The organism is Nostoc sp. MG11, assembly GCF_014904695.1.
Taxonomy (GTDB): domain Bacteria; phylum Cyanobacteriota; class Cyanobacteriia; order Cyanobacteriales; family Nostocaceae; genus Komarekiella.
Window position 1 is genome coordinate 421119 of record NZ_JACXXN010000004.1, and the last position, 17397, is coordinate 438515.

14 protein-coding genes are annotated in these 17397 nt (G+C 39.5%); 10 read left to right on the forward strand and 4 right to left on the reverse strand.

Going from position 1 to position 17397, the window contains the following annotated elements; translation table 11 throughout:
* Nucleotides 1-297: 297 nt before the first annotated feature.
* The gene (locus tag HCR01_RS09060) at nucleotides 298-501 is read right to left on the reverse strand and encodes a plasmid partition protein ParG (protein WP_193195878.1); all 204 of its coding nucleotides are present in this window, start codon (nucleotides 499-501) and stop codon (nucleotides 298-300) included.
* A gap of 380 nt (nucleotides 502-881) precedes the next feature.
* Between HCR01_RS09060 and HCR01_RS09065 the strand changes: the two genes are divergently transcribed.
* The 8 genes from HCR01_RS09065 to HCR01_RS09100 all read left to right on the forward strand — a co-directional run bounded on the left by HCR01_RS09065 (nucleotide 882) and on the right by HCR01_RS09100 (nucleotide 10509).
* The gene (locus HCR01_RS09065; protein WP_193195879.1) at nucleotides 882-1949 is read left to right on the forward strand and encodes an aromatic ring-hydroxylating oxygenase subunit alpha; all 1068 of its coding nucleotides are present in this window, start codon (nucleotides 882-884) and stop codon (nucleotides 1947-1949) included.
* A gap of 171 nt (nucleotides 1950-2120) precedes the next feature.
* Nucleotides 2121-3191 (forward strand): aromatic ring-hydroxylating oxygenase subunit alpha, encoded by a 1071-nt coding sequence (locus HCR01_RS09070; protein WP_193195880.1) that lies wholly within the window; start codon nucleotides 2121-2123, stop codon nucleotides 3189-3191.
* A 174-nt stretch (nucleotides 3192-3365) separates the two neighbouring features.
* Nucleotides 3366-4370 carry an oxygen-dependent coproporphyrinogen oxidase gene (gene hemF / locus HCR01_RS09075; RefSeq protein ID WP_193195881.1) on the forward strand — a complete coding sequence of 335 codons (1005 nt, stop codon included), beginning with the start codon at nucleotides 3366-3368 and terminating at the stop codon, nucleotides 4368-4370.
* Between the two features lie 584 nt (nucleotides 4371-4954).
* Nucleotides 4955-5587 (forward strand): L-2-amino-thiazoline-4-carboxylic acid hydrolase, encoded by a 633-nt coding sequence (locus tag HCR01_RS09080; protein ID WP_193195882.1) that lies wholly within the window; start codon nucleotides 4955-4957, stop codon nucleotides 5585-5587.
* Between the two features lie 102 nt (nucleotides 5588-5689).
* Complete coding sequence (locus tag HCR01_RS09085; RefSeq protein ID WP_193195883.1) at nucleotides 5690-7108, forward strand: FAD-binding protein; 1419 nt, start codon at nucleotides 5690-5692, stop codon at nucleotides 7106-7108.
* A gap of 217 nt (nucleotides 7109-7325) precedes the next feature.
* Complete coding sequence (locus HCR01_RS09090; protein ID WP_193195884.1) at nucleotides 7326-8540, forward strand: ABC exporter membrane fusion protein; 1215 nt, start codon at nucleotides 7326-7328, stop codon at nucleotides 8538-8540.
* Between the two features lie 79 nt (nucleotides 8541-8619).
* Complete coding sequence (devC, locus tag HCR01_RS09095) at nucleotides 8620-9777, forward strand: ABC transporter permease DevC (RefSeq protein WP_193195924.1); 1158 nt, start codon at nucleotides 8620-8622, stop codon at nucleotides 9775-9777.
* Nucleotides 9778-9813: 36 nt separating this feature from the next.
* On the forward strand, nucleotides 9814-10509 hold the full coding sequence (locus HCR01_RS09100) for a DevA family ABC transporter ATP-binding protein (RefSeq protein WP_193195885.1): 696 nt from the start codon (nucleotides 9814-9816) through the stop codon (nucleotides 10507-10509).
* Nucleotides 10510-10710: 201 nt separating this feature from the next.
* On the opposite strand, the gene HCR01_RS09105 is transcribed toward HCR01_RS09100, so the two are convergent.
* Nucleotides 10711-12033, reverse strand: coding sequence for a TonB family protein (locus HCR01_RS09105; RefSeq protein ID WP_193195886.1), 1323 nt, complete (start codon nucleotides 12031-12033; stop codon nucleotides 10711-10713).
* A 363-nt stretch (nucleotides 12034-12396) separates the two neighbouring features.
* Between HCR01_RS09105 and HCR01_RS09110 the strand changes: the two genes are divergently transcribed.
* Nucleotides 12397-13110: an SDR family oxidoreductase gene (locus HCR01_RS09110; protein ID WP_193195887.1), complete on the forward strand. Its 714-nt coding sequence runs from the start codon at nucleotides 12397-12399 to the stop codon at nucleotides 13108-13110.
* Nucleotides 13111-13398: 288 nt separating this feature from the next.
* On the opposite strand, the gene HCR01_RS09115 is transcribed toward HCR01_RS09110, so the two are convergent.
* Both HCR01_RS09115 and HCR01_RS09120 read right to left on the reverse strand, forming a co-directional pair.
* Nucleotides 13399-14304, reverse strand: a complete 906-nt coding sequence (locus tag HCR01_RS09115; RefSeq protein ID WP_193195888.1) for a DUF4349 domain-containing protein — start codon at nucleotides 14302-14304, stop codon at nucleotides 13399-13401.
* Between the two features lie 142 nt (nucleotides 14305-14446).
* Nucleotides 14447-16429: a heavy metal translocating P-type ATPase gene (locus HCR01_RS09120; RefSeq protein ID WP_193195889.1), complete on the reverse strand. Its 1983-nt coding sequence runs from the start codon at nucleotides 16427-16429 to the stop codon at nucleotides 14447-14449.
* Between the two features lie 207 nt (nucleotides 16430-16636).
* On the opposite strand from HCR01_RS09120, the gene HCR01_RS09125 reads away from it, so the two are divergent.
* Nucleotides 16637-17011, forward strand: coding sequence for a hypothetical protein (locus HCR01_RS09125; RefSeq protein ID WP_193195890.1), 375 nt, complete (start codon nucleotides 16637-16639; stop codon nucleotides 17009-17011).
* Nucleotides 17012-17397: the final 386 nt, after the last annotated feature.

Sequence of the window (17397 nt, forward strand, 5' to 3'; positions counted from 1 at the left end):
GTGCAGAGGGGAAAGACTTGCTGCAACTTCCCCCCTACTTGCCATCTACAGCAGTTGGCATTTTCATGAATCACATTGTAGAGACGTTACATGTAACGTCTCTACAGGGTTTCGGGAAATGAATTGCACGAAGTCTATTAATTTTGATTGTTACTTTCAAGTCTATAAACATAGCTGTTTCTAAAATTACATAGTTATTACAATTACTTATATTTTATTCCTCCCATTGCTGCCGTAATTGGGAAATCACTGTGATGTTGGCTTGCTTCTGGGTGGTTTAGTTGTTCCCCCGTTATGCTATCCTTCACTCTTTTTGCTTTTGGATGAATGGGCATTTTTCTGTGAAATCGGCAGATCCAGATCATTTTTAGCTAACCAATCTTCAATCAGTTCAGCTGTAACGTCAGACATATTCAATCCCTTGAAAAAGCAAACTGTTTTAAACCTGTCTTTTGTTTCAGGTGACAGGTAAACCCTAATTGAAGCTTCTCCTTGTGCCACACTATACCCCAACTAATGAACCTCTTCACTAGTTTATTGGTGCAATGGTTAATAGAGCAAAATTATACATTAGTTGACTAATGCACTAGTACACTGGTATGCTATCACCTATGCCTAAAGAAAGACACACAACAAAGGCAATAGACGCCAGAAAGTGTCAAAGTGGGAAATTAAATATCCAATGAGCGAACAAAGCCAATTTTGGCTTATGTTGGCTTAATTCACCTGAAAACAATACTTCTAGACAAACATGAAACCAGACTATGGCTCATGGTAGCTTTTTGTGATGACTGGGATGAATGTAACGGTTGAACTAAGCAACACACTGGAAACAGTTACTTTAAATTCATCAATTTATCTAGGATAGTAGGAGCTTAAGTATGCTAAAAAACTTCTGGTATGCATGTGAATTCAGCGCGGCTGTTACTAATAAGCCCAAGCAAATTGTGATGTTAAATCAAAGATTTGTCCTCTACCGCAATTCTCAAGGGCAAGTCGTAGCATTGAAAAATCAATGTTCTCATCGTGGTGCTGCATTGTCTATGGGCTGGTTAGAAGACGATTGTATCCGTTGTCCCTATCATGGATGGAAATTTCAATCTGATGGACAATGCATTGAAATCCCTTCTAATCAACTCGGAACACCCATACCTAAAAAAGCTAATATAAACAGCTACCCAGTGCAAGAAAAATATGGTTTTGTCTGGCTATTTTATGGGGATTTGCTAGAAGAAGAACGCCCACCAATTCCTCCTTTACCAGAATACGAAGACTCGACTATGCATCCCATTTACTTAGAATATGAGATGAAAGCTAACTACACTCGAGTTATAGAAAACGCTCTTGACCCAGCTCATTTGTATGCAGTTCATGCTAATTCTTTTGGAGCAGGATTCGCACAAGATCCAAGAGTAGAAGACTATATTGTGCAAGATGAAAATTGGGGTATAAGTGCCAAAATTACATACAAAAATCACACTAAGCCCAAAACTGGTCTATTTAAGTTCTTCTTTCGTCCAACAAACACACAGTTAAATGCAAAAACTAGCTTTTACCTCCCTAACATAACTAAAATTGAGAGTGATTTTGGTCGTGGCAAAATGATTAATTACGCTATCCACATTCCTGTCGATGACAACACGACCATTAGTAAGCGAATTCAGTTTCGCAACTTTTTTACCTACTTTTGGGCAGATAGTTTATTCGTGAAGTTTCACCACAAAGTTGGTTTGGAAGATAGGGTAGTAACCGAGTCCCAATTCCCTAGATTATTACCTGATACTTTGTTAACAGAAGTCCACGTTCCTGCTGATGCTTTAAGCCTTGCCTATCGCAGGCTTCGCCACAAATATTTATCTCTGGGCTGGGGTTTTAAACTTAATAAGAGCGAATCAGACAACTCTAACCAAGAGCAAACACGACTTTCTTACGCCTCCTTGAGAAAATAAATTCAAATTTGATACAAACTCAAACTCGTTTTTATAGAGATAATTTTTGTATCTAAAACAAATATAGTGAAATATCGTATAAGTCTACTTTGGATTTCATGATCCATTCACAAATTCCATATCTTTTGCTTAAGCCTTGATTTTTCTCTCAAAAAAGAATAGGAGCTAAGTTTGTTGAAAAACTTTTGGTATGCTTGTGAATTTAGCTTTGCAGTTAACAACAAGCCCAAGCAAGTTGTGATGTTAAATCAAAGATTTGTCCTCTATCGTAACTCTCAAGGACAAGTCATCGCTATGAAAGACCAGTGTCCTCATCGCGGCGCGGCTTTCTCTCTGGGCTGGATTGAAGATGACTGTATCCGCTGTCCCTATCATGGATGGAAATTTCAAGCTGATGGACAATGTGTTGAAATCCCTTCTAATGCACCTGGAATGCCTATTCCTAAAAGAGCCAGTGTAGATAGCTACCCAGTGCAGGAAAAATATGGTTTTATTTGGTTATTTTATGGTGATTTACCTGAAGAAAAACGGCCTGCTTTACCAATTTTTCCAGAATACATGGTTTCGACTATGCGTCCTGTTTATGACGAAGGTGTAGATAATGCTAACTATGCTCGTCTTATGGAAGCTAATCTAGACTTTACTCATGTCATTGCAGTTCATAGGAAATCTTTTGGTCAGAGAATTCCGATAAATAAAACTATTAAGTATAAAGTTGATAAATACGATTGGGGTGCAGTTGCTAAGGTGAATTATGAATCATTGGGTAGCTCAAAAAGTTTTTTGAATTTTTTACTAGGTGGACGCCCAGAGTTAAAAACAAGATTGAGCTTATATCTACCCAACGTGACTCTAGCAGAAATTAGCATAGGTAGAGATGATAGTTTTGATATCAAGTTCGGTATTTTAGTTGCTCATCTTCCTATCGATGACAATACTACTGTTGTCAAACGTGTTTTGTACCGTAATATTTTACCCTTCCCTTGGTTAGATGGTTTTTTTAGAAAGATTGACCACAAACTTGCCCAAGAAGATACAGTAGTAGTTGCAACTTTAAATTCTCAAGCAATGCCCCAAATATCAGAGGAACTTCATGTTGCTGCTGATGCTTTAGATATTACTTTTCGCAAGTTTTTTCAAAAATATTTAATACAATCCTCTACATCAGACGTCGATAGCCAAAGCTCTCCTAGTGAAGAATGTTCGGAACTTTTAACATTACGGGAAGTTACTTACAAATGAGGTTATTACCTAACGAAAATCATCTTGTCGTTTATTCAAATGGCACTGCGGATACTCTATAAACTACCAATATCTTGCAGCAGCGATCGCTAATCAGTAAAGATTTATTCTTGGACGGTTCTTAACTCGACAATCAATAGCAGAACAAGACTTAATTAATGTGAGGAGATAAGCATGACCAATGTCCTAGAAAAATCAGTAAAACAACAGCCACTAATACGCGGTATAGCCGATAAAATTTTCAGACAGATGTTTGAAAACACTTGCCAAGCTCTTGAGGCGGTAGATGGTAAAGAGTTGCTCGAACAGTCTTGGAATCGCGATAAAAATGGCATTTGGACTGTTGGTGAAAGTAGTGAGGATGCTATATATATTGACCGTGCTTTGCACAACGGTAATGTCTTTGAAAAGGTGGGAGTTAACTATGTAGCAATAGAGGGTGAATTACCTCCTGGAACTTCTTTTCAGCAATCAGGTGCAGTTGCTACAGCAGTAGCAGATAGAATAACTAGTGATAAAGGGAGCCGTTTTTTTGCCACAGGCTCTAGCTTTGTTATCCATCCTCATAACCCGATGGTACCTACTGCTCATGTTAACTATCGTTATTTCCAGATTAATAATGACAACCAACCTATTTATTGGTGGTTTGGCGGCGGAGCAGACCTAACACCATCCTACTTTTTTGAAGAAGATGCAGTTCATTTTCATAAGGTACATAAAGAGGTTTGCGACAAGCATGACTATTCTTATTACCCCCGCTTCAAAAAGTGGTGTGACGAATACTTTCACATACCCCATCGAGGTGAAAGCAGAGGCATAGGTGGAATTTTCTTCGACCATCTAAATGAGGGCAATCCTCAAGAACTTCTTTCCTTGATTACAAATTGTGCAGAGGCTTTTCTTCCCGCCTATATGCCAATTGTAGAAAGACGCAAGGATATGACCTTTACAGAAGAGAACAAGTATTGGCAGCGTCTTGTGCGTGGGCGCTATGTAGAATTTATTTTGTCATGCGATCGCGGTATCCGTTTCGGTCTAGCAAGCGGTATGGTTAAGCAGCAGAGTGTATTTAATTGTATGCCTCCTGCTGCTAGTTGGGAATATGACGATCAACCTGTTCCTGGTAGTAAGGAAGCAATGCTAAGAGAAGTGCTGAAAAATCCTAGAGATTGGTTATAAATTTCTCAATACTGATAGTTATTTGGGATTTATAGTCACCTTATGCACAGAAAATAAGATAGTCATTGCTGAAATGAAAAAAACAAAATCAGTGGATGTAAGGCCAAAAGCCAAAATTACTTTGAGTAATCGCTCAAAACTCTCTAAACAGCCTTTACAAAAAACAGCAAAAAACTTTCTTCTAGAAAAGACGAGATGGCACAGAGATATAACTAGTGAACTCGAAATAGATATTGCATTATCCTGCCTTAATGTTTGTAGATATATGCTTATTTGGATAATTTGGCTGTGCTTTTATGCCAGCAGGTAAAGTTTACCCTCTAAGACTAAGTAGGTAGGTATAATTAAACATCAAATAAAATCCTCGTTCGTAGTGAGCGATTCATCGCTCAAAATAAGGATTATCAGGACTAAAGTCCTTACTACGAACTTTAATAGGACTTACGCGCACAAGTGGCGGAAGAATCAAACCGCAGAGGCACAGAGGAATGAGAGTTTGAGAGGTATTTTGCGTAAGTCCTGTTTAATTTATTTATGCCTAGCTACTTATTTGGTAGTGAGTTTAACAAAAGAGAGTAATTAGAATGGAAAATGACTTAGTTACAGGCAATCTTCGGATGGAAGATATCATCAACATTGATGAATCGAAAGCCATAAAGTTGTTTAGAAACAGATTTGAAAGATATAAAAAACTGGTAGATGAAATAGGAGATGAAGCCGCTTTTGAAAAGATGATGGAAAAATATCCTCAACAACAAAAAGCGTTGATGGGTACTTTCATTGATAACAATACCCTATCTCAAGGTTTTAAAAAAGCGGCTCCTTTACTAGGACTGATGGGCTTTGTTATGGAAGTAGTAGATATTTCTCAGAATGAAATAGATGCAGCATTAGAAATTCAAAGAGTTTGTCCAGTTTTATCTATCGCTAAAGAGTATGGTTTCGCTCAGCCGTGTCGTGTCTTCTGTGAAATGGAACAAGAAGCAACTAAAAGAGCTTTTCCTGGTATCAAGGCGGTGATTCTTAGTAAACAAGCAGAAGGTGATTGTGTTTGTGTATTTAAATATGAAAGACCAACTAATAAAGCGATAGCATCAACTACACATATACAAAGCGTTTTTTCTCAATTATTAGACCGCGTTTTCAGTCTAGTTGGACTAGTTCCTAGTTTGATAAATATTGGTATCAAGATGCTCAAATTACGGCGACTAAATTGAATTTAAATGGTGGTTTTTGTCAAATGGGGTTTGATGGCGATCGCTAGCGAGATTCATTAATTTTGCATACATTTTTTAAATCAAAATTTTAGGATTCTTTTTATGAAAAGTATTATCTCAGATTTAAAATATATTATTGATGGTGAAGTTAGTAATAAACAAGAAGAATTAGAGGCAGTTTCTCAAGACTTTGGTGGCATCATTCAAAAACAACCTCTAATTGTTGTTCGTCCTCAAAATTCTCATGATGTTGCTAAAGCTATCAAGTATGCTATCGAGCAAGAGTTAACTATTTCGTCACGGGCTGCGGCACATTCTTTAAGTGGTCAATCTTTGAACCAAGATGGAATCCTCTTAGATATGAGGAATCTCAATCAAATTCATGAATTCCACCCTGATGAACTTTGGTTTACATCTGATGTTGCTGTTACTTGGAAGCAAATTGTTGATACTTCGATACCACACGGTGTGATTCCTCCTGTTCTGACAAATAATTTTGAAGTTACATTAGGTGGTACTCTCTCTGCTGGTGGTTTAGGTTTGAGTTCTTTTCGTTATGGCTCTCAAGCTGATAACTGTCTTGGTTTAGAAGTCGTAACTGCAACAGGGGATATTGTTTGGTGTACACCAGAAAAAAATAGCGAACTTTTCTATCACGTTCTTTGTGGTTATGGTCAGTTTGGTATTATGACCAAGGTACAAAATCGACTTAGAAAATACCGCCCTTTCACTCGTAGTTATTTTCTTTGCTATGACGACTTAGATTCTCTCTTAAATGATGAGCGGTTCTTGATTTCAGAAGGGCTTGTTGATGGTCTGGTATCTTTATTCTCACCGTGCTTATTAGGAGTAGCTAGAGCAAGTGAAAATAGAATAAAACCGATAATCCAGTGGTTCTACAGGATGCAAATCACTCTAGAAGTAGATTCTAAACAGGATATAAATGTAGAAAAATTACTCTCTAATTTGAATTTTTATCGTCATATATATACTGAAGATATGACTTTTGATAAGTTTATTCAACCGATAGCCCAAGTATCTCATACTGTAGATAAAGCTAACGCTTGGATAGATGTTCTACTTCCAGGGTCAAAGGCGAAAGAATACATCGATATTGCTTTACAACGCATACCTTCTTTTATTGACTTTCGGACTATACCTGTAGGTTCCTTTTGTTTACTTTCTCGTAATAATAAAATGCCGATGTTTCCTTTACCAGATGAAGATTTTATCATCGGGTTTGGAATGTATCCTACTGTCCCTAAAGCTCAAGTTCAACCTGTTCTAGAGCAATTAAATCTACTTACTGACCTTGGTTTACAAATGGGTGGCAAAAGATATATGGCTACTTGGGTAGATTTTGAAGTTCCACAATGGAGATTACAATTTGGTGATTACTGGTCTAAAGTTAATGAAATTAAGAATAAATATGACCCTAATGGAATACTTAATCCTGGCTTTTTTAAATATGAGCAGGTGATAGGGGAAAATGTGAATAAGGCTTATATTCAATCATGTTAAATGTCTTGCACGAATGTTTGAAAATAGGAATTTTATCACGCAGAGACGCAGCGAAAAGTTCTGTAGGCGGAGAGAAGTCTGAGCGCCGGCGTCCGGCGATCAGAACTTCGGGGTTTCCCGCCGTAGGAAACTTTTCAAGACAGAGGCGCAGAGAGTAATGAGAAACTTATCTGTTGTTTCACAAATTACTGAAGAGTGCCATATAAGGTATTAGAGAATGTTGCAAGATTCTGAGGAAATTAGTAAACGATCTTTATTTTCAGCCAATTTTCATTGGTTAGTCGTTTTGGGTATTGCCTGTATGGTAGGGATAGGGGTAGGAGTGTTCTATTTAGCCCGTCTATCAGCTACGGCTAAACGCCCAGCAGTTATTTCACAAGTTAGTCAGCCAGTTACTTCAAAAGTTAATGCGTTGGGAAGATTGGAGCCAGCAGGTGATGTGATTAAGATTTCTGCTCCTACTAATCCCAGTTTTGGTAGTGGTAGCCGTGTGGCTGAATTGTTGGTTGATGAAGGCAAAAAGGTACGATCGCAACAAATCATTGCTATCTTAGATAATCGCGATCGCCTGCAAGCTAACTTGGTAGAATCGCAAAAGCAAGTTCAAGTTGCTCAATTTCGTCTTGCTCAGGTAAAAGCAGGGGCAAAACAAGGTGAACTAGCAGCCATACAAGCGACTATTAGGAATGTACAAGCAAATTTAGATGGTGAAATCCAAAGCCAGCAAGCCACCATCTCTCGTCTGAAAGCAGAGTTGCAGAATGCAGAGATAGAGTTTCGCCGCAATCAAACTTTGTATAATGAGGGAGCGATCGCAGCTTCAGCACTAGATAGTCGTAAATTGGCTCTAACAACTGCCCAAGAGCAGCTAAATAGTGCTAAAGCAGGTTTAGAGCGAACTAAACGCACACTTACTGCACAAATTCAAGAAGCTAAAGCCACCTTAAATAAAACAGCAGAAGTACGTCCTACAGATGTCGCAACAGCACAAGCAGAGGTAGACAGTGCAGTTGCTACAGTTGAGAAGATTCGCGCCGAACTTGAACTGGCATACGTCCGCGCACCAAAAGCCGGTCAAATTCTGCGGATTCAAGCTCATCCTGGAGAAACAATCGGTAGCGAGGGAATTGTAGAACTTGGTCAAACTGACCAAATGTATGCTGTGGCAGAGATTTACGAAAGTGATATTGCTAAGATTCGTCCAGGTCAAACTGCCAGTATTACCAGTCCTAGTAATGCCTTTCCTAGTCAGTTAAGAGGCACAGTTGATCAAATTGGCTTAACAGTGGCTAAAAAAGATGTGCTGGATAGCGACCCAACAGCGGCGACAGATGCCAGAGTAATTGAGGTCAAAATTCGTTTGGATAAAGCTGCTAGTAAACAAGTGGCTCGTTTTACAAACCTTCAGGTCAATGTCGAGATTGATTTGTAATTGTCATTAGTTATTTGTCATTTGTCCTTTGTAAATACAAATGACTGATGACAAAGGACAACTCTTACACCCCTTCAATATGTTTAAACGCAAGATTCCATTGGCTTGGCTACAACTAATGAAGCAAAAGGGCCGTTTTATTGTTGCTCTTTGTGGAATTACTTTTGCTAACTTTTTGATGTTAATGCAGTTAGGTTTTCAATCTGCTTTATATGATAGTAATACCCGCTTTCATGTGCTGTTGCAAACAGATTTGGTAGTAATTAGTCGCCAAGCTCAGAATTTGGGACTTCTCAGCTCTTTCCCTCGACGTCGTTTGTTTCAAGCTGCTAATTTGTCAGAGATTGAGTCAGTCAATCCCCTTTATGTCCGCTTAGGAGTTTGGAAGAGTCTCGAAACTAAGCTTGATGAATCAATTCTAATTATAGGCTTTAACCCAGAACAACCTGCATTCAACTTGCCAGAGGTTAATCAAAGTTTGGATCTGATCAAATATCCAAACACACTGTTATTTGATCGTAACGCTAACGGGAAATATCAAGCTGCGATCGCTCAAGTCGCTGAAGGCAAACCTGTAACAACAGAACTCCAAGGACGTAAAGTTACAATTCGTGGATTGTATGAGGTTGGTGCATCTTTTGTTGCTAATGCTAGTGTGATTACTAGTGACCAAAACTTCTTACGAATTTTTTCGACACAGCAACCAGGTAAAGTTAATCTTGGTTTAATTAAGCTCAAACCTGGTAGTGATCATAATGCAGTAGTTAAAGCGTTGCAGTCTTATCTACCCGATGATGTGAAAGTTCTTACCCGTCAAGAATTTATTGACTTTGAGAAGAAATATTGGCAAGAAAATGGCGCGATCGGTTTTATTTTCTCTCTGGGTGTCACAATCGGATTTCTAGTTGGTGTGATTATTGTTTATCAAATTATTTACAGTGATGTTATGGATCACATTGCTGAATACGCCACACTTAAAGCAATGGGGTTTCGCAATGTCTACTTATTATCTGTTGTATTTCAAGAAGCAATGATATTGGCCGTGCTTGGTTATATTCCTGGTTGTTTGATTTCTTTTGGTATGTATGGCTTGACACGGAATGCAACAAAACTACCGCTATTTATGACTTATGAGCGTGTAATTCAAGTTTTGATATTGACGATTATTATGTGTTTAATTTCAGGGGCGATCGCAATGCGAAAGTTAGACTCAGCAGACCCAGCAGATATTTTCTAAAATTGGTCATTTTGATTAATCATAATCAAATTTATTATGAATAAAAAATCTATTATCTCTATTCAAAATATTAATCATTTTTTTGGTAAAGGCAGTTTACGTAAACAAATTTTATTTAATATCAATTTAGACATTAACCCAGGTGAAATAGTAATTATGACTGGGCCGTCTGGTTCAGGAAAAACCACTTTACTGTCACTGATTGGTGGATTGCGCTCTTGTCAGTATGGTAGTTTAAAAGTTATTGGTCAGGAACTCTGCAACACCGAGCAAAACCAATTAATCAAAATACGGCGGCAAATTGGCTACATTTTCCAGGCACATAATCTCTTGGAAAGCTTGACAGCGCGGCAAAATGTTGAGATGTCTTTAGAACTGCACGAGCGCTTATCTTGGAAAGCAAGACGGGCAAAAGCAGTGCGAATGTTAGAAGCAGTAGGATTAGGAAATCGCGTTAACTACTACCCAGAAAATCTATCTAATGGTCAAAAACAGCGAGTAGCGATCGCCCGCGCCTTGGTTGCAAATCCTAAAATTGTTCTTGCTGACGAACCAACAGCATCACTTGACAAGAAATCAGGGCGAGATGTAGTGGAACTGATGCAAAGCCTTGCCAAAGAACAAGGCTGCACTATCCTACTCGTTACCCATGACAACCGGATTCTAGATATTGCCCTTCGCATCATTCATCTGGAAGACGGTTCTTTATTAGTAGGAGATAGACCATTGTAGAGACGTTGCATTGCAACGTCTCCACTTACAACGTCTCCACCGAAGGATTTGTTGCAATCATTACAGAACTTACGCACTCAGATCCCCCAACCCCCTTAGAAAGGGGGCTTTAGACGTTCCCCCCTTAGAAAGGGGAGTTAGGGAGGATTGGGGTTTCAGGCTTCAGTGCGTAAGTCCTACATTAATTGAATCGGCATAATATTAGTTTTGCCCACTACCTTGTAGATCTAGTTCGCCATAAACGTTGATAACAAACGTAAATTCAATAGAGATGTTATTCCCGCTATACGTTGTTGGCAAAGGTATGAAAGGTGCAGCTCGCTTAACAGCGCTAACTGCTGCTTCATCAGTAGTATTAAATCTAGAAGTTCGCGCAATTCGGAGATTGCTCACCTGACCTGAGCGGTTAACAGTGAAGTGAAGCACTGACCGCCGAGAAGATTCGGTGACTTCAGGTATCCATTGCTGCCTCACTTTTCGCTGTAATTCTTTTAGGTAAGGGCCTAAGTCTGTATCTCGACGAGCATCAATGCCATTAAAATCTGGATTGAAGCGGTTGGAATTAGGTGAGGCTGCAAAATAATTACCTCCAAAATCACGACTAGATAAACTCATCGGGCCACCCAAGCGGCTTGCTGCACCCGATTTTGGAACTGGCTGAATTTGAGGTTTTCGCGGAGTAGCCCCAGTCTCCAACTGCTCAGATGTGCGACTTGGTGTTGGTGGTGTGGTGGTAGGAGCAACTGCAAGTTTTCGAGGTTGAATTTTGGCTGGTGTCGTTGCAGAACTTGGCGCTGGTGGTGTGGTAATAGGAGCAACCGCAAGTTTTCGAGGTTGAATTTTGGCTGGTATAGTTGCAGGGCTTGGCGCTGGTGGTGTAGTAATAGGAGCAACCGCAAGTTTTCGAGGTTGAATTTTGGCTGGTATAGTTGCAGGGCTTGGCGCTGGTGGTGTGGTAATAGGAGCAACCGCAAGTTTTCGAGGTTGAATTTTGGCTGGTATAGTTGCAGGGCTTGGCGCTGGTGGTGTGGTAATAGGAGTAACCGCAAGTTTTCGAGGTTGAATTTTGGCTGGTGTGATTGCAGGACTTGGCGCTGGTGGTGTGGTAATAGGAGCAACTGCAAGTTTTCGAGGTTGAATTTTGGCTGGTGTGATTGCAGGAGTAACTACCGTTGGTGCAGAACTTGGCGCTGGTGGCGTGGAGCGCGTCAATTTTGGTGAGAATGCCTTTACTGTGGGAGCATTTAAGTTATTGGGTCTTGAAACTTGTCCCTTTCCAACAGAATTATTGACAGCCCGTTTTGAGGTTTCTTTCGGCGTCTTAGTTTCATCAGGAGGAACTTCAATGTACTCAATGGGAATTGCTTGAGAAAATGCTCGCCTTTGCTCAGATGCGACAGATTTCAGCCAATAATTGCCAACAATAAACAGAATAAAATGCAGGAGGATAGAAGTAAACAAACAAAAGAGTAGTTCTGTTAGTTTATCTTTCCTATCAAGCTGGAATTTATGAGACTTAGCCATGTTATTTTGCTTTCTTGACAGCAAGTCTATCTATATAGTGTAGGTGGTAAAAGTAAGTATAATTTTCTAGCGATCGCATACTGCGGGCGGATACGCCATCGCAAGCTGTATAAACGCCTCAAAGCTTGGCAGTCTTATTGCGTAGAGCAAGACGTATGTTTAAGACATAGCCTCATAGAACAAAGAAACTGCGCTAAAACTGTTGGACTCTACACTTTCAACAAAGGCAATCAGTTCGGGGAGTTGCTTGAAAAGGCTCGGCATTTGTTCTTGTCAAGCACAGATGTTTTGCCAGTATAGAGACTTCTCTTCTGAATAAGCAAAGGCTAGTCTGATTTTAGGTCAATGCACTGAGGTGAGAAAATGAATTCAAAGAAGGTTGTGATTGTTACGGCGGCGAGTCGTGGAATTGGGGCAGGCTGTGCGCGAGAGTTGGCAGCACAAGGATATACAGTTTCCTTGTTAGCGCGAAGCGAAAGTGTTTTGGGTTTAGCGCAAGAGTTAGGTGGGATTGCTGTGCAAGGTTCAATGTCCAACCTTCAAGATTTAGAACGATTGATTCAAACCACGTTGGATAAATTTGGCCGAATTGATGCGGTCGTCAATAGTTTTGGCGATCCGCCCCGTCCCGATTTGCTTGACATTTCTGATGAAATGTGGGTAGAGAATTTTAAGATGTTATTTTTAAGCGTTGTCCGCATTGCTAAACTGGTAACAGAGCCAATGCGTCAACAAGGCGGAGGCGCGATCGTTAATATCTCTGCTTGTGATTCACAGGAGCCAGAGTTGAGCACGCCCTTCAGTGGCACACTCCGGGCAGCAATGGAAGGATTCACCAAGCTGTACGCCAAGCGTTACAGAGCCGATAAAATTCGCATGAACTCAGTGGCTCCCTTTTTTGTGGCAGACAGCATAGAAGAGTTAGAAGGTTGGCATGTGCCATCCGACTTGATGTGGGGTCGTCCAGCTACTTATTTAGAGCTTGCTAAAACGGTTGCTTTCCTGATTTCAGAGGATGCCAAGTTCATCACAGGTACAACTCTCAAGGTGGATGAGGCACGTTCTGCTGCAATTTAATTTAGTTTCAACCTTACAGATTAACTCGATGATTGGCCATGTCACGACTCTTAGAGCGATCGCCGACAAGGAAATATGAATTCTACAAAGTGTACAGATACACTCACAACACCAGAAACATCAGAAAATAGGAGACACAAGGTTTTCAACTATTACGCTTTTTGTGCTTTGTGGGGTCAATTAACTTGTATGAGGGAGCGACGCAAACATCGAACTTTTTCACGTTGCTCCCCTTTTCAAAACAGAGACGCAGGGAAAGAGCCTAAAATTAGCGCTTTTACAAGAAAGCTAATCAGAATTAGCTGATTCTGATGTTTGTGTCAAACGTAGTGAATGACGCCGCCAACGGGTTAAGCCATAGACACCAGCAGCCAAAATCAACAGATAAGGACTGTACACCATTAACCAAATACCCAATTTGAGTAAGCGAACTGTAAACACACTTAAGGAGTAGGTGGAGTTGTTCCAAGTTTCCTGAATTTGCTCGCCTAATGCACGCTGTGGACTAGTGCTAGAAATTGCTGCTTCTAGGTTCAGTGTAATAGTTGAATAAGTAACTTGATTTTGTAAGTTTTTCAATTGGGCATTAATTTGCTCTATGGATTGCCGAACGTTACTAAGTTCTTGGGCAACACTTAGCACATCTCTTACAGAACCAGATCGATCCATAATTTTTTGCAAATTGGCTTCAGTTTTTTGCAGGTTAGTTAATCTAGCTTGTAAATCTACTAAGCGATCGCCTACATCTTCGGCAGTGATATTGCGATTCTTTAATGTGCCCAATTTAGTCAATTCATCTAAGGTAGGTTCTAAGAAATTTTGCGGTATTCGTATTTGTATTAATGCAGTATGACGCGTGCTTTCTTTTGTGGGCTGTTGTTCTTTTAGTCCAATTAAGTCCCCTTGTTGTTTATTAATAATTTGCGAGACAGCATCAATACTCTTATCTACAGAGTTGACAATCAAAGTCATCGCTGCCTTTTTAATCAGTTGAGGACGCGCACGAGGTATCGGTGCAGCTTCAGCCTTTTGAGCGGTATTCCCAGTAGGTGATGCAGCTTGCTCGGCTGCAATTCTAGATGATGCTTGATTTGATGGTTGAGGAACAGAAGCACAACTGGTGAAAATTAACCCTCCCAGTAGCGCACTCACAAATAATGCTGATTTACCTGGTAATTGAGTTGAGGCGTGCATAATCTATCCTTAGATGGATGAAGTTAACCTAAGTATCGCCGAGGAAAAAATTAAAGCTGGCATTGTTGCAATTTATGTAACCAATACCAAGTAGAGACGTTGCAATCCAACGTCTCTACAGATTGCAATTCAACATCTCTAATTACTTCATTACCCTAGTTGCGTTAAAAATTGCCAGCAAAGCTACGCCAACATCAGCAAAAACAGCTTCCCACATTGTCGCCACACCTAAAATACCCAATCCAATAAATACACCTTTGATTGCTAAAGCAAAACCAATATTTTGCCAAACAATTTTATGCGTTTTTCTAGCAATTTGTATTGCTTCCGCCACTTTTGACGGTGCATCAGTCATGATCACAATATCAGCAGTTTCGATTGCCGCATCTGAACCTAAACCACCCATTGCCATACCTATATCGGCTCTAGCAATCACGGGTGCATCATTAATGCCATCCCCAATAAAGGCGACTTTACCCTTCTTTCCGGCTGTGCTGAGTATTTTCTCAATGGCGCTAACTTTTTCTTCTGGTAATAACTCTGCTTGGTAGGAGTCTATGCCAATCTGTTGAGCAATATGGGAGGCGATCGCTTGATTATCTCCTGTTAACATTACTGTTTTTTCTACACCCATTTGCTTTAATGCTTGGATAGCTTGCTTAGCGTCTTCCTTCAATTCATCGGCAATAACAATATATCCAGCATAAATATGATCAACTGCTAAATGAATAACTGTTCCTTCTATCTGGCAGTTATCATGAGCAATCTTCTCTTGATGTAACAGGCGATCGCTTCCCGCCAGAACTACCTGATTTTCTACTTTAGCTCTGATTCCATAACCTGCAATTTCTTCATAATCTCTCACTTCGGATACTTCAATATTTTCACCATAAGCATCACGGATAGATTGAGCAATGGGATGATTTGAGTGTGACTCAACTTTGGCAGCTAATTCTAGTAATTCTGGCTCACTAAAACCATTGATTGGCATAATCTGTACTACTTTAAATACTCCCTTTGTCAATGTTCCAGTTTTGTCAAAAACAACTGTTTTCACTGTATTTAAAGCATCTAAAAAAGTAGAGCCTTTCACAAAAATTCCGCGTTTAGCCGCACCTCCAATCCCTCCAAAATAACCTAACGGGATACTGATTACTAATCCACATGGGCAGGAAATAACTAATAGAATCAAAGCCCGATAAACCCATTCTAAAGAGTTTGCTCCAGGAATAAATAAAGGAGGTAATATTGCAACTGCTAGAGATGCAAAAACTACTATTGGTGTATAATATCGAGCAAACTTAGTAATAAACTTCTCTGTTTCTGCTTTTTTGCTTCTAGCATTTTGCACTAAGTCTAGAATTTTGGCAATGGAAGACTCATCAAAAAGTTTTGTTACTTTAATTGTCAAGACACCCCTTTTATTAAGCATTCCAGCTAATACAGTTTCTCCTAACCTTACCGTTCGCGGTACAGATTCTCCAGTTAATGCAGATGTATCAACTTGTGACTTACCTTCTATAATTTCACCATCTAAGGGAATCTTTTCCCCTGGTTTGACGATGATAATATCCCCAATATTTACTGTTTCTGGCGATACTTTCTTCAGTTTTCCCTCTATTTGGATATTGGCATAGTCTGGACGTACTTCTAAAAGTGCTTTGATGGAATTACGGGAACGACTGACGGCAATATCCTGGAATAATTCGCCAATTTTGTAAAATAGCATTACTCCGACAGCTTCGGGTAATTTATGAATTGCGATCGCCCCTAATGTTGCTATAGTCATCAAAAATGTTTCATCAAATACCCTGCCTCGAAGTATATTGCGTCCAGCTGTTTTTAAAACACTCCATCCACTCAATAAATAGGCAGGAATAAAAATCAAATATTCACCTAGAGAATAAAGTGTATTGTGTAATTGGTCTTCAAAAATTACACCAGGTATATACAAACCTAAAATCACAACTAGAGGAAATACCTCATTTTTCAGATTGAATTCTCCATTATGGTCGTGATTATGATTTTCACCGTGAATATGATTATGAACATGGTTACGATTCTCATCATGGTCATGTTCACATCCGCAACAACTAGAAGATTCTGAATGTATTTTTTGCTTCATTTTTGTTGAATTTAGATATATGAGCTTGTGTTCAAATTTAATAAAAATAATAAGTTTTTACAAGTCTATAATTTAAGACTGATAATCTCTATCAAATAAGAATCCCGACTTTGTTAAAGAAGTCGGGATTCTTATTTTAAAACTTACTTGACCTGTAACAGGTAATCGGATAACCTTAGCACTTAGGTACATTATTCAAAGAAACCGATGAACAGAAAATTAATACTTAATTTACTTTCCAGTTCCTCGATTTTTGTGTCACTAATGTCTACGTTGGCAGCATTTAATCCTGCTCACGCTAGTATTACTCAGCGATTAATGCACACACAAGATGGTCGTACCTGTATCACCAATCCACATGGTGGAACAGATTTTGTATGCATACGAGATTCAGAAAGAAAGCAAGCGTATTCCTCTACACGTTCCTCAAGCATTGCCACATCAGTATCAGATGAGAATATTGCCATGTTGAACTTTACCCACGAGGAAAGCGATGCTGCAATTAAGCTATTTAAATGTGACTGTCCATACTGTATAAATTCTTTGCGTCAGTTGCGTGGTACAGGAAACTTAGTGTACTAAAATTTGTTAGCGCTTGTGGTGGCTATAACTTCTCCTAGATAGACGTGATTAATCACATATCTAACGTATAAGAAACCAAAAAAAGCATTTTTATTTTTAACCACGGACACCACTATATTTTGCCAAACACAATAATAGAACTTACGCACTGAAGCCTGAAACCTAGATCCCTCCTAGCCCACGCCAGTCGCTCCACTTGGGGAGACCCCAAGACCGCGCTGGCTCCCCTTAAAAAGGCTACGGTGTACACACATCTGTGTACAAAACAAAAATCGTTGTATATCCTCCTAACTGGAGTTTAGACTAAAGCAAGCAAAAAATAGCTCAACAGTTGATCAATTGATTTCATGTTGAACAGTGAATAAAGTAAGAGTAACAGGAGAGAT

Bases quoted from the DNA above. Each gene is read 5' to 3' on its own strand.
- HCR01_RS09065 (WP_193195879.1), top strand. From the start codon at position 882: ATGCTAAAAAACTTCTGGTATGCATGTGAATTCAGCGCGGCTGTTACT.
- hemF (WP_193195881.1), top strand. From the start codon at position 3,366: ATGACCAATGTCCTAGAAAAATCAGTAAAACAACAGCCACTAATACGC.
- HCR01_RS09080 (WP_193195882.1), top strand. From the start codon at position 4,955: ATGGAAAATGACTTAGTTACAGGCAATCTTCGGATGGAAGATATCATC.
- HCR01_RS09085 (WP_193195883.1), top strand. From the start codon at position 5,690: ATGAAAAGTATTATCTCAGATTTAAAATATATTATTGATGGTGAAGTT.
- HCR01_RS09090 (WP_193195884.1), top strand. From the start codon at position 7,326: ATGTTGCAAGATTCTGAGGAAATTAGTAAACGATCTTTATTTTCAGCC.
- devC (WP_193195924.1), top strand. From the start codon at position 8,620: ATGTTTAAACGCAAGATTCCATTGGCTTGGCTACAACTAATGAAGCAA.
- HCR01_RS09100 (WP_193195885.1), top strand. From the start codon at position 9,814: ATGAATAAAAAATCTATTATCTCTATTCAAAATATTAATCATTTTTTT.
- HCR01_RS09105 (WP_193195886.1), bottom strand. From the start codon at position 12,033: ATGGCTAAGTCTCATAAATTCCAGCTTGATAGGAAAGATAAACTAACA.
- HCR01_RS09110 (WP_193195887.1), top strand. From the start codon at position 12,397: ATGAATTCAAAGAAGGTTGTGATTGTTACGGCGGCGAGTCGTGGAATT.
- HCR01_RS09115 (WP_193195888.1), bottom strand. From the start codon at position 14,304: ATGCACGCCTCAACTCAATTACCAGGTAAATCAGCATTATTTGTGAGT.
- HCR01_RS09120 (WP_193195889.1), bottom strand. From the start codon at position 16,429: ATGAAGCAAAAAATACATTCAGAATCTTCTAGTTGTTGCGGATGTGAA.
- HCR01_RS09125 (WP_193195890.1), top strand. From the start codon at position 16,637: ATGAACAGAAAATTAATACTTAATTTACTTTCCAGTTCCTCGATTTTT.